This is a genomic window from Singulisphaera acidiphila DSM 18658, from assembly GCF_000242455.2.
GTDB lineage: Bacteria > Planctomycetota > Planctomycetia > Isosphaerales > Isosphaeraceae > Singulisphaera > Singulisphaera acidiphila.
The window spans coordinates 2,040,284-2,054,430 of record NC_019892.1; the positions used below are offsets into that span (position 1 = coordinate 2,040,284).

12 protein-coding genes are annotated in these 14,147 nt (G+C 63.3%); 10 read left to right on the plus strand and 2 right to left on the minus strand.

Features of this window, described 5'->3' with window-relative positions; all coding sequences use genetic code 11:
• Positions 1-18 precede the first annotated feature (18 nt).
• The 7 genes from SINAC_RS07930 (at position 19) to SINAC_RS07960 (ending at position 7,308) form a co-directional block, all read left to right on the plus strand.
• A complete protein-coding gene (locus SINAC_RS07930; RefSeq protein WP_015245165.1) occupies positions 19-621 on the plus strand; it encodes an RNA polymerase sigma factor in 603 nt (200 codons plus the stop codon).
• 403 nt (positions 622-1,024) lie between these two features.
• Positions 1,025-2,074: a DUF1559 family PulG-like putative transporter gene (locus SINAC_RS07935; RefSeq protein ID WP_015245166.1), complete on the plus strand. Its 1,050-nt coding sequence runs from the start codon at positions 1,025-1,027 to the stop codon at positions 2,072-2,074.
• A 110-nt stretch (positions 2,075-2,184) separates the two neighbouring features.
• Positions 2,185-2,400, plus strand: coding sequence for a hypothetical protein (locus SINAC_RS39705; protein WP_015245167.1), 216 nt, complete (start codon positions 2,185-2,187; stop codon positions 2,398-2,400).
• A 271-nt stretch (positions 2,401-2,671) separates the two neighbouring features.
• Complete coding sequence (gene cobJ / locus SINAC_RS07945; RefSeq protein ID WP_020465697.1) at positions 2,672-4,177, plus strand: precorrin-3B C(17)-methyltransferase; 1,506 nt, start codon at positions 2,672-2,674, stop codon at positions 4,175-4,177.
• A 38-nt stretch (positions 4,178-4,215) separates the two neighbouring features.
• Positions 4,216-5,373 (plus strand): cobalt-precorrin-5B (C(1))-methyltransferase, encoded by a 1,158-nt coding sequence (locus SINAC_RS07950; RefSeq protein ID WP_015245169.1) that lies wholly within the window; start codon positions 4,216-4,218, stop codon positions 5,371-5,373.
• The gene (locus tag SINAC_RS07955) at positions 5,370-6,617 is read left to right on the plus strand and encodes a bifunctional cobalt-precorrin-7 (C(5))-methyltransferase/cobalt-precorrin-6B (C(15))-methyltransferase (RefSeq protein WP_015245170.1); all 1,248 of its coding nucleotides are present in this window, start codon (positions 5,370-5,372) and stop codon (positions 6,615-6,617) included. The genes SINAC_RS07950 and SINAC_RS07955 overlap by 4 nt, the downstream gene beginning before the upstream one ends.
• Before the next feature lie 16 nt (positions 6,618-6,633).
• Complete coding sequence (locus SINAC_RS07960) at positions 6,634-7,308, plus strand: hypothetical protein (RefSeq protein WP_015245171.1); 675 nt, start codon at positions 6,634-6,636, stop codon at positions 7,306-7,308.
• Positions 7,309-7,318: 10 nt separating this feature from the next.
• Here the strand turns inward: SINAC_RS07960 and SINAC_RS07965 are convergent, their stop codons facing one another.
• Positions 7,319-8,605 (minus strand): serine/threonine-protein kinase, encoded by a 1,287-nt coding sequence (locus SINAC_RS07965; protein ID WP_015245172.1) that lies wholly within the window; start codon positions 8,603-8,605, stop codon positions 7,319-7,321.
• A gap of 382 nt (positions 8,606-8,987) precedes the next feature.
• On the opposite strand from SINAC_RS07965, the gene SINAC_RS07970 reads away from it, so the two are divergent.
• From SINAC_RS07970 to gnd, 3 genes are all read left to right on the plus strand, one after another.
• On the plus strand, positions 8,988-9,887 hold the full coding sequence (locus SINAC_RS07970; protein ID WP_015245173.1) for an HAD family hydrolase: 900 nt from the start codon (positions 8,988-8,990) through the stop codon (positions 9,885-9,887).
• A gap of 78 nt (positions 9,888-9,965) precedes the next feature.
• Positions 9,966-11,261: a diphosphate--fructose-6-phosphate 1-phosphotransferase gene (locus tag SINAC_RS07975; protein ID WP_015245174.1), complete on the plus strand. Its 1,296-nt coding sequence runs from the start codon at positions 9,966-9,968 to the stop codon at positions 11,259-11,261.
• 134 nt (positions 11,262-11,395) lie between these two features.
• Complete coding sequence (gnd, locus tag SINAC_RS07980) at positions 11,396-12,856, plus strand: decarboxylating NADP(+)-dependent phosphogluconate dehydrogenase (protein WP_015245175.1); 1,461 nt, start codon at positions 11,396-11,398, stop codon at positions 12,854-12,856.
• Positions 12,857-12,906: 50 nt separating this feature from the next.
• Here the strand turns inward: gnd and SINAC_RS07985 are convergent, their stop codons facing one another.
• Positions 12,907-13,692, minus strand: a complete 786-nt coding sequence (locus SINAC_RS07985; protein ID WP_237722444.1) for a M48 family metalloprotease — start codon at positions 13,690-13,692, stop codon at positions 12,907-12,909.
• Positions 13,693-14,147 lie beyond the last annotated feature (455 nt).

Genomic DNA, 14,147 nt, shown 5'->3' on the forward strand with positions numbered 1-14,147 from the left:
CCAACGGGGGAGCTATCCATGCCGGAAACAAGCCCCAACCTCCACGGTACCTCGCTCACTCTGCTCGAGAGGGTCCGTGTGAATGAGGAAGGGGCCTGGACTCGGCTGATCGACCTCTACACCCCGATGATCCGACACTGGTGCGGCCGGGTCGGCTTACAGGAAGTTGACGTCGACGACGTGGTCCAAGAGGTCTGCCAAGCCGCGCTGGCGGGGTTCGCCGACTTTCGCCGAGACCGTCCCGGCGACACGTTTCGCGGTTGGCTTCGGGTCATCACCCGCAATGCCCTTGCCCTCCACTACCGCCGTAACGGCCGGGTCCCTCGGGCCAGCGGCGGCAGCGAAGCCTTCTCCAGGCTCCAGGGGATCGCCGACTCGCAGGTTGATCTTCCCGACGCTGACCCGCCCGCAGTGACCCGTGAATTGTATCGCCGCGCTCTCGAACTGGTTCGGGGGGAGTTCGAGGAGCGAACCTGGCAGATGTTCTGGCTGACGGTCGTCGAAGACCGTACCCCGACAGACGTTGCAACCCAGTATGGCGTTACCCCGGTCGCCGTCCGCAAGGCCAAGTCGCGCGTCTTGCATCGGCTCCGGACCGAAATCGGCGACTTAGCCTGCTGAGGATCCCTTCCCCTTGGGCCGGGAAAAAAAAGAGCTGTCACGCTCCGCGCATTCTCTAAACGTTAGGTCAAACGAAGCAGGCGACCCGAGCCATATCTCTCCTCTTTTTGGGGCTTCCTACCGGAGGCCTCGGCCAGAATCGCCTCGTTTCCGCGTTGAGCCGGACACGTTCGCGGTTATCCATTATTGTGGATTTTTCCGCAGGCGGTCGATCTCTCGGAGTCCTGACTCCCCCTCGCGCCCAGCGAGGATTGGCACCGTTTACTGTTGGGAGCGAACGAGTGCGTCCTTCGATCCGAAGCTTCGACGGCGCAATCGCGCCGCTGCCGCTCCGCGCTGGTCGTGCTGCTAAGTAGGGTTATTATTATCTGTATGTCTCCGTTTTCCTCGAGGAGGTCCCCGTATGAGTCACCGCCGAGGCTTCACCCTGATTGAGCTGCTGGTTGTCATCGCCATCATCGCCGTGCTCATTGCCTTGTTGCTCCCAGCCGTCCAGGCGGCCCGTGAAGCGGCGCGTCGTGCCCAGTGCACCAACAACCTCAAGCAATTGGGGTTGGCTGCACATAATTATCTTTCGATTAACGAGGCGTTGCCGGCGCAGAACATGCCGGGGCCGGGCGGGGCGAGCGACTGGGGCTTCAACTGGTATTCCGCGCTTCTGCCGCAGATTGAGCAGCAAGCCATGTTCAATTCGATCAATTTCAGCCGAGGCGCCTGGGACTTGGACAACACGACGTCGGCCTACTCGCAGCTCGCGACGTGGGTCTGCCCTTCGGAGAGCCAGACCCAGAGAATCTACCTTGGCTATTCCGTTGCCAACTACGTGGGCAATTACGGGGGGCCGGGGGCAATCTCGCCTTACTCCGGCACGATCATCCCGACCATCGACCTGGAGGTCAACAACAACGCGGCGTTGGGGCCGGTCAAGCTCGCGGGCATCGCCGATGGGACGTCGAATACGTCGCTGTTCAGCGAGCGGCTGATCGGGTTGCCGGGGTCGCAGACGGTGGGCCTCACGCCGAACTCGGTCAACGGCAAACGAGGGATCTTCACCTCGACGGGTCCGGGAGCCTCGGCGAACTCGGGACAAGCGTCGGCCATGGCTTTCATCAACGGATGTAAGACGCTCACGTCGACCTCGAGCGATCCCAATGGCAACATTCTTGGCGAATACGCGTTCGTCGGCTATCCAATGCACCTCTGCTTCTCGAGCTTCAATCACTATCTCGGGCCCAATACGGTTCCTTGTGAGCAGCCCTCCGGCACGGAGCCCTCGTGGCTGGGCATCGGTCCGCTCAGCTCGGCCCCTGCGACGAGTAACCACTCTGGCGGCGTTAACGTCGCCATGGCCGACGGCTCGGTCCGGTTCATCAAGGACACGGTCAACCTTCAAGCTTGGTGGGCCCTCGGCAGCCGCAACGGCGGTGAGGTGATCAGCGCCGACGCCTACTGACACAGATCGCCCTTGCCCTTCCCCGCCGCACATCTTTAGGGGTGCGGCTGGGTCTTGATCCCGTTGCTCCCCCGAGCGATCAACAAAAAAACGAACATCGAGGCTGTCTCATGCGACGCGCATCGGTCACGTCTGTCATCGCCCTGCTTGCTCTGCTGACCCTGGGAGGCTGCTCCAACGGTCTTGAGGAGGGGATGCCGAGCAACATCACGGAAACGCCCCATCCTCCGGAACTCGTCACGAATCAAATGCGCGACCATGCGAAAAAGATCGGTGCGAGCAGGCGCTCCCACGGCCCGACGTCCAACCGACCTCCAGGGAGGTGAGTGAATCCGCGACCGACTCCCCCGTCCGGCTCTCGCGCCCGAAACGCGAATCGCCGCTGGCGGAAGGATTCACTGGCTCGTTGTCAGTCGAGCCAAAAAATGAGGGTCCCGCTCTCACGGACGACGACAACGTTCAAGCTCTCTTGCAGTGGCTGGCCGTAAAGGTGACGATCTTCTTGCAAGGGCTTCGACCGTGGCCCTGTTGCAAAAGAAGAACGGGAGAGCCGACTCCCGTGCTCTGAACCGATCGTCGTCCTGGTACGCTGAACCCATGAGCCTTGAAGATCAAGCCACTACCACTGGCACGCTGTATGTCGTTGGACTCGGGCCCGGTTCTGCCGGGCTGCTCACTCCCGATGCCTCGGCCGCGCTGGCGGCCTCCGAGGCGGTTGTCGGCTATCGTGGCTATCTCGACCTGATCGAGGACCGGCTTGCGGGTAAGACGATTGTAGGACGCGAACTCGGCGAGGAGGTCGAGCGGGCTCGGCTGGCGCTCGAACTGGCCGAACAGGGTCGGACCGTTGCGCTGATCTCGACGGGGGACGCGGGGATCTATGGGATGGGGGGCGTGGTCTGGGAACTGGCTTCGCGGGTCGGCACGACGGCCGAGCTCGTGGTCGTCCCCGGGGTGACCGCCGCCTGCTCGGCCGCGGCGCTGCTGGGTGCTCCGATCGCGCACGATTGGGCGAGCCTCAGCTTGAGCGACCTCCTCACTCCCTGGGACGTAATCGTCCGTCGGGTCGATGCCGCCGCAGAGGCGGACTTCGTGCTGGCCCTCTACAACCCGGCAAGTCGGAAACGAACCCGACAACTCGCCGCCGTGGCGGATCGGCTGCTCGTCCACCGGTCCCCGGAGACTCCCGTCGGCCTGGTCGAGAACGCGTACCGGCCGGGCGAACGGGTTGAGATCGTCACGCTCATGGACCTCGCCCTGGGAAAAGCCGTCGTGAACATGTTCACGACCGTCGTGGTCGGCAGCTCACGCACGTTTGTCGCGAACGGCAAGATGGTCACACCGCGGATCTATGCCGCGAAAGCCCCGATTCACGATGCAAACGGTTCCCCGCCCGAGGAGGCGGCGACAAGTCGCGGACCGGGCGACCTGATCATGGCCGAGTCGCTGGCGATCATCGATCGCGAGCTCGGACCCGAACCGAGTGACCCGGCCGAACGCGCTGTCCTGAGACGCGTGATCCACGCGTCGGCCGATTTCGAGTTCGCGGGCACCTTGCAGTTCAGCCCCGGGGCGCTCGAGGCTGCCATCGAGGCGTTCCGGGGCGAAAGTCAAGGCAAGGGCACTCCAGGGTTGCCCGCGAGTGTGGTCACGGATGTGGAGATGCTCAAGTCGGGTGTTCGTCGCGACCTGGCCGAGCCGTTGGGAGTGTCCACCTTCTGCCTCCTGAACCACTCGCAGTCGCGTCGAATCGCGGCGGATGACGCGATTACACGATCAGCCGCGGGTCTGCGCCTGGCCGTTGCGGAAGTCGGGAACAACGCCGTGATCGCGATCGGGAATGCGCCGACGGCGCTTGAGGAGACGCTCAGGTTGATCCGCGAAACGCCCTGGCGGCCGGCCTGTGTAATCGGGATCCCGGTCGGGTTCGTTGGAGTCGAGGCGTCGAAGCAACGGCTCATCGACGAATTTCAGGACAGCGGAGTGCCCTTCATCACCAGCCTGGGACGTAAAGGGGGGACGGCGGTCACTGCAGCCGTGGTCAACGCCCTGCTCGAGCTGGCGGGGCCCGCGCCTCGAATTCGGACGCTCACGGGGGGCTGATCGTGTCATCGCTCACTCGAGGGTCGCAGGCCGATTCTATGATCAAGACCGAACGCCCTCCCTTCCAGATCGTTCGCGGCTATGTGGTCGCCCCTCGGAATCCCCAAGGGACTCGTGAGGGATATACGACGGGGGCCTCGGCCGCTGCGGCCACTCAGGCCGCTTGCCGCCTGCTCGAACGGGATGAACGCCCCGAGTTTGTCTCCGTTCCCTCGCCGCTTGGCTTTGACCTGGTCATTCCGATCAACCGGCTCTCGTATGCCGAGGGGACGGCGACGGCCGGCGTGATCAAAGATGGGGGAGACGACCCCGACGTCACTCACGGAGCTGAGATCATCGTGGCGGTGCGGCGGGTCGACCGACCGGGGATCCACATCCAAGGGGGCACCGGGGTCGGCACGATCACGCAGCCTGGTCTTGAGCTGCCGCCAGGCTCCCCTGCCATCAACCCGGTCCCGCGCTTGATGATTGCCCAAGGGGTGGCCATCGCCCTCGCGACCGAGCAGCCGGACCCCGGCGTTGAAGTGACCGTCTCGATTCCGGGGGGTGAGGAACTCGCCAAGAAGACGCTCAACTCCCGGATCGGGATCGTCGGCGGCCTGTCGATTCTCGGCACGACCGGGGTGGTCCGGCCGATGAGCACGGCCAGTTGGCGAGCGTCGGTCCTCCAGTCGATCGACGTGGCTGCTGCAAACAGCCTGAAGCACATCGTGCTCACGACCGGAGGGCGGTCCGAGCGGTTCGCGGAAGCGATCTACCCGGCGCTTCCCGAGATGGCCTTCGTCCAGATGGGGATTTTTACGGGAGACGGCCTGCGCCGGGCCGTCGAGCGCGGGGTGCCCAAGGTGACTGTCTGCGGAATGATCGGCAAGCTGGCCAAGCTGGCCACGGGGCAAATGCAGACCCACGTGGCGGGCGGCGGGGTCGACGTCGCGTTCCTGGCCGATCTCGCCCGAGACGCCGGGGCCGACGAGGCGTTGGTGGCCCAGATCGGTTCCGCCAACACCGGCCGACACGTGGAGGATCTGATCGACGCGGCGGGCTTCACCAAGCTCTACGAGCAGATTGCCGCTCGAACGGCCGCCATGTGCCAGGCTCACGTCAAGGGAGTGCTGACCATCGAGGCTGTTATGTTCGACTTCGATGGTGGTATCCTCGGGCGGGCCTCGGTCGACGCCAGGGCGGAACTGTCATGAAACGCCCCATCCACGTGCTCGGCCTTGGTGCAAACGGCGCGGAGAGCTTTTCCCCACGGGCCCAGGAGGCACTCCGCGCGGCGACCTTCATTGCGGGCGGGAAGCGGCACCTGGCCCTGGTCGTGTCTCGCGCGATCGAGACGTTTGCGATCACGAATAACCTCAACGCATTGTTCGCCCGCCTCCGGGACCGAGGCCCGGACGAACGTTGCGTGGTCCTCGCCTCGGGCGATCCGCTCTGCTTTGGCATCGGCGCCACGCTTCGGAGAGAACTCGGCTCCGAGCCGCTCGAGATCGAACCGGCCCTTTCCAGCCTCCAACTCGCGTTCGCCCGGACGGCCCGGTCCTGGCACGACGCGGCGATCGCGAGCATTCACGGCCGGCCGACCGCATCAGTCTTGATCCCGCTCCTCGGGGCACCGAAGATCGGCCTCTTCACCCAGGATGGTTCGAGCCCCGCTGCGGTTGCCGAGTTCTTCCTGGAACGCGGCCTCGACGACTACCAGGCCTGGGTCTGCGAAGATCTCGGGAGCCCGGCCGAATGCGTCACGATGTTGCCATTGCAGGACCTCCCGAACCGTCGGTTCGGCGACCTGAACTTCATGGTCCTGATCCGTCATGATCGCGACGAGGGTAAGGGGCCGCATCAATGCTCCACTCCCCGGCCCGTCGTTCCGGCCGACAACCTGTTCGCTCGGCCTGCGAGCGGTCCCGTGCTCTTGACCCACCAGGATGTTCGTTCCGTCGTCCTGAATCGCTTCGACGACCTTCGTCCTGGCCCGATCTGGGACCTGGGCGCAGGGCTCGGGGGGGTCTCGGTCGGTCTGGCCAATCAGTTCCCCGCGCATGACGTGCTTGCCGTCGAACGATCGCCCACCCAGCTCGAATATCTCCGGATGAACCGAGCACGGTTCAACGCCTGGAACTTGCGGATCATCCACGGCACCGCTCCCGAAGCCATTGGCGACGAACCGGCTCCCGCCGCTGTCTTCCTCGGGGGTTCGGGAAGTCAGCTCGACCCTATCCTCGACCTTGTCTTCGATCGGCTCGTCCCGGAAGGGATCTTCGTGGCGAACTTCGTCGGCCTTGAGAACCTGGCGCGGACGTTGGAGCGGCTCCAAAGCGAAGGTTGGTCGCCGACGGTATCGCAGTTACAGGTCAGTCCCGGGCAGGATCTGGCGGGGCTGACGACGTTCGTGCCACAACGGCCGGTCTGGATTGTCCGGGGCCGACGACCTGCCTGATCAAGGACCGACTACGATGGTGGAGCGCTCTGGGCTGACCGTGGCGGCGGGGCTCTGGGGGATCGCGTTCGTCGCCTTGGGGATGGCGGCGTTCACCACCAAGGCCGACGCCAAGGGAGTCATCGGCCTCACCAGTGTCGGACAGGTGCTCACTGTTCTCGCTTTGGTCATCGACAATGCCGACCACGACGCGCCGCGTTCCTTGGCCGGACGGTCTACGACGATTCTCTATCTGACCACCTTTCTGGTGGTCGAGCTGGTTGGGATGCTCCTTCTCCTGTTCATGGGGGAGCGAGACCTGTCCCTCTGGTTTGCGTTCGGGGCAAGCTTTTCGGTAGTCGGGATCGCGGTCACCTGGCGGAGGGTTCCTGGCGACAATGTCCTGGCCTGCCAGATCTTTCTCCACGCTGTGATCGTCGTCCCGCTCCTGGCGGCCCTCCCTGCCTTTCTGATCGACCTGACGCGGGATCAAGGAGGCAGCGGTGTTCCCCTGGGGCTGACGACGATGAGTCTGACGGTCTTGGTCCTCAGCGCCGTCGCGATCCCGCTCCTGATCGTGGCGCTGCTCTCGGTCTTGGCGTACAACCTCTCGAGGCCCAGGCCGGAGCAGGACTTCCCGTGGGCCGTCCTGACGGCGCACCAGGTCTTGTTCGCCCTGATCGTGTTGCGGTGGGCCGGTGATGGCCTCTGAACCTTTTGGTTCAGCGGACGAGGAGGGCCAGTCCAAAACCGCAGGTGAAGGCGATCGCCAAGGCCCCGATGGCCGCGAACAGGGCTCCCCTTGGCTTACGCTCGACGAAGCTGGCGAGTGGCTGGAACCAGTTCGGATACTTGGGTCGAACCGTGATGACGGCGGGGGGAGCGGCCACGGGGGGCGGTGCCGCCACGGCGGGAGACTGTGCCGGTGCTGGTTCTCGCTCCGGCGGAGGCGCGACGCGCTTGGTCTTGGGGCGAATCAGGGCCAGGAGCGCTTCGGACGCCTCGGTTGCGGTCTGGAACCGATCGCTCGGTCGGTGCGCCAGCAGCTTATCGACGATTTTCAAGAGGCCCGCGGGGAGATTGGGCTGCACTTCGGAAAGCGGAACCGGTCGGCCGCTGATCCGCTTGCCCAGGCGCTCGATCGGATTCTCGCCGGGATAGGGCAAGCGGCCGGTCATCATGTGGTACATCGAGCAGCCGAGGCTGAAGAGATCGCTCCGCCCGTCGACGTCGCGGCCACAGGCCTGTTCCGGTGACATGTAGTCGACCGTGCCGACCGCGATCCCGTCGGCCGTCGCGAACGACGAGGCGTCGTCAGCCTCCATCAAGACGCCGAGTCCCAGGTCGAGGACCTTGATCTTGAAGTCATCGGTCAGGAGCAGGTTCGACGGCTTGACGTCGCGGTGAACAATCCCCTGTTCGTGCGCGTGGGCCAGGCCAAGCGCAGCCTGGGCCGCGTAGTTCACCATGTCGGGAGGAGCAATCGGCGACTGGCGAAACACCTGCGCCAGGCTCCGCCCTCGGACATACTCCATCACGATGTAGAGAATCTTGTTGAGCTGGTCGGCGTCGTAGGCGCGGACGACATTCGGGTGGTCGAGTCGCCCCACCAACTTCATCTCGCGATAGAAACGGGCCACGACCCGTTCGTTCGTCGCGATCTCAGGTGCAATGATCTTGAGCGCCACGACCCGGTCCATCATCAGATGGTGGGCCTTATAGACGCGTCCCATCGAACCTGAGCCGAGTCGGTCGAGGATGGCGTAACGACCTACGACCATCCCGTGCGTTTTGTTATTTAGGAATCGCTTCGTCTGATACTCGGTGAGGACATTGTCCCTGACGAGCCGTGCCGCGAGTTCCTGGGAATCGTTGGGATACTCACCGCTGAGGACTTTGGCTTTGACGTCCTGGAATTGGCGGTCGGTTAGCACGCCCGCTGACCGGATGACCGGCAACAGGTCGAGAGGAATCTTATCCGACGGCTTCGGCTTCTCGAAGGTCGCCATGGCGATTCCACCCGGTCTCTTTCCGGCGTCCATTTCCACTGAAAATCGTGAGGCGAAGCCCACAGCTTCGCCAGCCATCCGACGATACCACAGGAATCACGGAACCTCAAAGAATCTGTTCGTGGGAACGAAAGGCAGTTCCGGCGCGGCCTTACTCTTGATTCGGTTGGCAAAATCCTCAGAATCAACCCGGCCCTCTGCGTCGTGAGGGGGCCTACCGGATTCGAAAAGTCAAACTGTTGTATCGCGGTCCTCTCTTTAGAGCGGAGCGGCGACTGGACATCGTTGCTGGCGACGACTACGATTTCGATCGATGCGCCGAGCCAGGTTCAATGCTTTCGAGGGACCGGTGCGTCCCGTTCGACCCCAAAGGAACATCGCAATGACGGCGTCAGCCGACCCGCAGTCGCCCCTTCGAGATTTTCGAAAGACTCAGGAATTCTTCATCGGCATCGACAGCGACGGCTGCGCCTTCGACACGATGGAGGTGAAGCACAAGGAATGCTTCATCCCCAACATCATCGAGTACTTCGGCTTGGCCGCCGTCTCGAAGTACGCGCGTGAAGCTGCGGAGTTCGTTAACCTCTACTCGCTTTGGCGGGGGATCAACCGCTTCCCCGCCCTGACCATGGCGCTCGACCTCTTGACCGAGCGTCCCGAAGTGGCTCGTCGAGGCTTCAAGGTGCCGAAGCTGACGGGCGTGAGAAGCTGGATCGAACGCGAGACCAAGCTGGCCAACCCGACTCTGAAGGCTGAGGTCGCCAAGACCAACGACCCGGACCTCGCCCTCGCCTACGAGTGGAGCGAAGCTGTCAACCGGAAGGTCGGCGAGATCGTCCGCGACGTTCCTCCGTTCCCCTTCGTCCGGAAGTCGATCGAGGCCATGAGCGGCAAGGCCGATGTGATGGTGGTCTCGGCCACGCCTGGCGAGGCGCTGAACCGTGAATGGGAAGAGCACGGACTCAAGTCCCACGTCGCACTGATCGCCGGGCAAGAGATGGGGAGCAAGAAGGAACACCTCGGAATTGCCGCGGCCGATAAGTATGAGAAGACCAAGATCCTCATGATCGGCGATGCCCCCGGCGACCGCAAAGCGGCCGAAGCCAATCACGTACTCTTCTATCCGATCGACCCCGGTCAGGAAGACGAGTCCTGGCAGCGGTTCTACGAGGAGGCCCTGCCCCGCTTCTATGCGGGCACCTACGCCGGTGCCTACATGAACGAGCAGATCGCTCGTTTCGAAAAGTTGCTGCCCGAGTTGCCCCCTTGGAAAAAGGCCTGACTCGACTCACAGTGGCTCTGATTTCGTCAACCATCGTCACTCCCTCAAACCCTCCGTCCCGTCGAAGGAAATCGTCTCATGGCTGCTCGTAACGTCGTCGTTGCCCAATCCGGGGGACCGACCTGCGTCATCAACAACTCGTTGCGCGGGATCGTCGAGACTTGCCGCCGCGACCCGAAGACCTTCGGCACCGTCTATGCCGGAAATTTCGGCATCGAAGGGGTCCTCAAGGAGGAGTTGATTGACTTGTCCGCCACCTCGGACGAGGAGATCGCCCTCCTGCGGACCTCCCCGGCGGCCGGGGGGATCGGCACCTGCCGGTACAAGCTCAAGAAGGGGCAGGACGAAGATTTTTCCCGCGTTGTCGACGTGCTCAAGGCTCACAACGTGGGATACTTTTTCTACATCGGGGGCAACGACTCCCAAGACACCGCGCACAAGGTGAGCGAACTGGCGCGCGACCGTGGGCTCGAACTGGTCGCCACCGGCGTCCCCAAGACGATCGATAACGACCTGGGCGACGCCGAGTTCACCTTGCTCGACCACTCCCCCGGCTACGGCTCGGTCGCCCGCTACTACGCCCAGTATGTCCGGCAGGTGAACGAGGAGAATGCCGGGTCTTGTCCGGCCGACCCGGTGATCGTGATCCAGGCGATGGGCCGTAAGATCGGTTACATCCCGGCTGCCGCCCGCCTGGCCGACCCGCATCGCAAGATGCCGCTCCAGATCTACCTGACCGAGTCCGGGGTCTCGCTTGAGCAGCTCGGTGAGAACGTCGTCAATCAGCTCAAGTCCGACGGCCGCTGCATCGTGGTTGTCAGCGAAGGCTTCGACGTCGGTGAGTACGGCGTGGCCCGCGATAACTTCGGCCACGTCCAGTACAGCTCGAGCCAGACGACCGTTGCACAGACTGTGGTCAACTATCTGAACACCTTGAAACTGCCGGTTCCCGGCAAAGCGCGCGGCCAGGTCCCCGGCACCGATCAGCGCAATGCGATCGCGTACGCCAGTGTGGTCGACCTTGACGAGGCTTACGGAGTCGGCTGCCACGCCGTCGAGATCGCCCGGAAAGAGGGGAACGGCTGGATGGCGACCATCCTCCGCGACCACACTCAGGCATCCTACAACGTCCGGTTCGACAAGGCTCCGCTGGAGAAGGTCGCTAACTCCGAGCGCTACTTCCCCAAGCACTGGATCGCCTCGAACCGGATCGACGTCACCGACGACTTCCTGGCCTATGCTCGTCCGCTGATCGGCGACGACTGGGTGAGCGTCCCCATGGTCGATGGCCTGGCCCGGTTCGCCCGGATCGAGAAGAAGCTGGCCCCCAAGCAGTTGAGCGAGTACGTGCCGCAGACCTATCGGAAGGCTTGAGAGCCACGAGCCGTTGGGTCCCCCCCCTTAACGGCCCGCCGCGCCGAATCCATTCCGGCCGGGCACCTGTTGACAAATCGGTCGATCTAAACAAGTTTATTGTTTTCAATTATTGAGAAGGTCCGAGTTCCCCAATGACGACACCTACCGCCGACATCGGCCTGATTGGCCTTGCCGTGATGGGCGAAAACCTCGTCCTGAATATGGAGAGTCACGGCTTCACCGTCGCCGTCTTCAACCGCACGACCGCCAAGGTGGACGACTTCGTCAACGGCCGAGGCAAGGGCAAGAAGCTTGTCGGCTGTCATTCGGTCGAGGATCTGGTCAAGTCGCTCAAGAGCCCGCGCAAGATCATGATCATGGTCAAGGCGGGGGCGCCCGTGGACCAGGTGATCGATGAGCTCGTGCCCCTGCTCGACCCCGGCGACATCCTGATCGACGGTGGCAACACCCATTACCCCGACTCCACCCGGCGCACCCGTGACCTGAAGGCCAAGGGCTTGCAGTTCATCGGCACCGGCGTTTCGGGCGGCGAAGAAGGTGCGCTCAAAGGCCCTTCGATCATGCCTGGCGGCAATCCCGACGCCTGGCCGCACCTCAAGCCGATCTTCCAGGCGATCGCCGCCAAGGTCGACGACGGCACCCCTTGTTGCGACTGGGTCGGGCCCGAAGGGGCGGGCCACTACGTCAAGATGGTCCATAACGGCATCGAATACGGCGACATGCAGTTGATCTGCGAAGCCTACCAGATGCAGCGGACCCTCCTCGGCATGGACGCACCCGCCATGCACGACGTCTTCGCACGCTGGAACAAGGGGCCGCTCGACAGCTACCTGATCGAGATCACCCGCGACATCCTCGCCTACAACGACCCGGACAGCGGCAAGCCGATGGTCGACCTGATCCTCGACACCGCCGGCCAGAAGGGGACGGGCAAGTGGACCGTCACCTCGGCCCTCGACCTGGGGGTCCCGCTGACCCTGATCGCCGAGGCCGTCTTCGGGCGCTGCCTGTCGGCCCAGAAGGATGAGCGCAAGGCTGCCTCGAAGGTGCTGAAAGGCCCCTCGGCCAAGTTCACCGGCGATGCCAAGGCCCTGATCGACGACATCGAGATGGCCCTCTACGGCAGCAAGATCATCTCGTACGCGCAGGGCTACGCCCTGATGAACGCGATGGCCAAGGAGGAAGGCTGGGAGATCAACAACGGTGGCGTTGCCCTGATGTGGCGAGGCGGCTGCATTATCCGAAGCGCCTTCCTCGGCAAGATCAAGGAAGCGTTCGACCGTGATCCGAAGCTCACGAACCTGATGCTCGATCCTTATTTCACGGGCGAGCTCGAAAAAGCCCAGGCGGGCTGGCGCCGCGTCTGCGCCGCGGCCATCACCCACGGGGTGCCGATCCCGGCCATGACCTCGGCCCTCTCCTACTTCGACGGCTATCGCACCGAGAATCTTCCCGCGAACCTGCTCCAGGCTCAGCGCGACTTCTTCGGTGCGCACACCTACGAGCGCATCGACAAGCCGCGCGGCCAGTTCTTCCACACCAACTGGACCGGCCGTGGTGGGACGACCGCGTCGTCGACCTACAACGTCTGACGCCTTTGGTTTGAAAGAAAAATGCGGAAAAGCCAAAGGGGCCGCCTCGATCACTTCGGGGCGGCTTCCTCTTTTTTCTCCGGGATTCGAAAGTGGCGCAGTTCATCGGCGGCGAGCCGGAGGTCGTTCCGCGGTCGCCAACGCTGAAGTTGGGCTAGCCGAGCCCGCACATGATCGCGGCGATCGAGCGAGAACGGGTGAGTCCGGCCGAAGGAAAAGAACGGATTGTCCGGCTGGTCGTTCTTCCGTTCGTGCAGACGCTCGAAGAAGCCGACCAACCCGCGAGGGTCATACCCCTCCTGGTAGAGCCAGGTGACCGCGGCGCAGTCCGCCTGGGTCTCATGCTCGGGCCGGAACGGATTGACCAGCAGCCCGAACAATGCCGCTTGCTGCGTGAAGAATCGATCGAATGAGACCTCCATCGCGGGAGGACGAGAGTAGGTCGTCTCCGCGAGCTTGCTGCGACGCACGTAGCCATAGAGGTGGCCAAGGTCGAGGTGGGCAAGCTCATGAGCGACCACCCCGGCCACCGTCGCTTCGTCGGGTTCGTCGAGCAGTGCCGTGGTAAAGACGAGAAAGCCGCCGGGGAAGGACTGGCCGTCGGAGATCGGAGCATTGATCAGGGAAAGTTCGATCTTGGGATAGCGGTCGCGGTGTTTCATCCGAGCGGCCAGTCGTTCTACGAGCGAGCGGAGGTACTCGAGCCGGATCCCCTCATCAACGACCTGGAATCCTCGTTGCTTCGCCTTGGCAAGATATTCGTCTCGCGCTCGGAGGCCTGCCCTCCGTTCCTCGGCTGTGCTCACTGACACCCCGCGCAGGGCAGGCTCTTCCATGCGGGCCAGTTCTCCGAGAAAATCGTTGAATCCGGTCGCGGGGTTTCGGGCGAAGCTTTCTCCCATCCGTTGGAACATCTCGGGCATTGAACGTGCAAGAGGGAGTGACGCGCGGCGCGGACTTGGGCAGGCGGGAGGCTCGTCCGGATCTCGTTGCCGGATGCGTCGGGATGCGGACTTGGCTTTGGGCACAGCCTTCTTTTGCGTCGCTTCAGTGGGCTTTGCTTCGACTGGAAGATCGGGATCGAGAGAACGATCAACGGCGGCCTGGAGGTCGCTTTGTGGGAACGCCAGGGTCAGTGGAAGCAAAGCTACAAAAATTCGGAAGCAGGGTGGTTGAGGCATGACCGGATTCCTGGGGCAATTCAGCGAAATTCAGGAATGAAATGGCCAGCTTTCCCTGTGAGCAAAGACGTCCGGACGCTTGACTTATTCGACGTGGATCGAACACTCTG

Bases quoted from the DNA above. Each gene is read 5' to 3' on its own strand.
- SINAC_RS07960 (WP_015245171.1), top strand. From the start codon at position 6,634: ATGGTGGAGCGCTCTGGGCTGACCGTGGCGGCGGGGCTCTGGGGGATC.
- SINAC_RS07970 (WP_015245173.1), top strand. From the start codon at position 8,988: ATGACGGCGTCAGCCGACCCGCAGTCGCCCCTTCGAGATTTTCGAAAG.
- SINAC_RS07950 (WP_015245169.1), top strand. From the start codon at position 4,216: ATGATCAAGACCGAACGCCCTCCCTTCCAGATCGTTCGCGGCTATGTG.
- SINAC_RS07965 (WP_015245172.1), bottom strand. From the start codon at position 8,605: ATGGCGACCTTCGAGAAGCCGAAGCCGTCGGATAAGATTCCTCTCGAC.
- SINAC_RS07975 (WP_015245174.1), top strand. From the start codon at position 9,966: ATGGCTGCTCGTAACGTCGTCGTTGCCCAATCCGGGGGACCGACCTGC.
- SINAC_RS39705 (WP_015245167.1), top strand. From the start codon at position 2,185: ATGCGACGCGCATCGGTCACGTCTGTCATCGCCCTGCTTGCTCTGCTG.
- SINAC_RS07985 (WP_237722444.1), bottom strand. From the start codon at position 13,692: ATGGAAGAGCCTGCCCTGCGCGGGGTGTCAGTGAGCACAGCCGAGGAA.
- SINAC_RS07930 (WP_015245165.1), top strand. From the start codon at position 19: ATGCCGGAAACAAGCCCCAACCTCCACGGTACCTCGCTCACTCTGCTC.
- gnd (WP_015245175.1), top strand. From the start codon at position 11,396: ATGACGACACCTACCGCCGACATCGGCCTGATTGGCCTTGCCGTGATG.
- SINAC_RS07935 (WP_015245166.1), top strand. From the start codon at position 1,025: ATGAGTCACCGCCGAGGCTTCACCCTGATTGAGCTGCTGGTTGTCATC.
- SINAC_RS07955 (WP_015245170.1), top strand. From the start codon at position 5,370: ATGAAACGCCCCATCCACGTGCTCGGCCTTGGTGCAAACGGCGCGGAG.
- cobJ (WP_020465697.1), top strand. From the start codon at position 2,672: ATGAGCCTTGAAGATCAAGCCACTACCACTGGCACGCTGTATGTCGTT.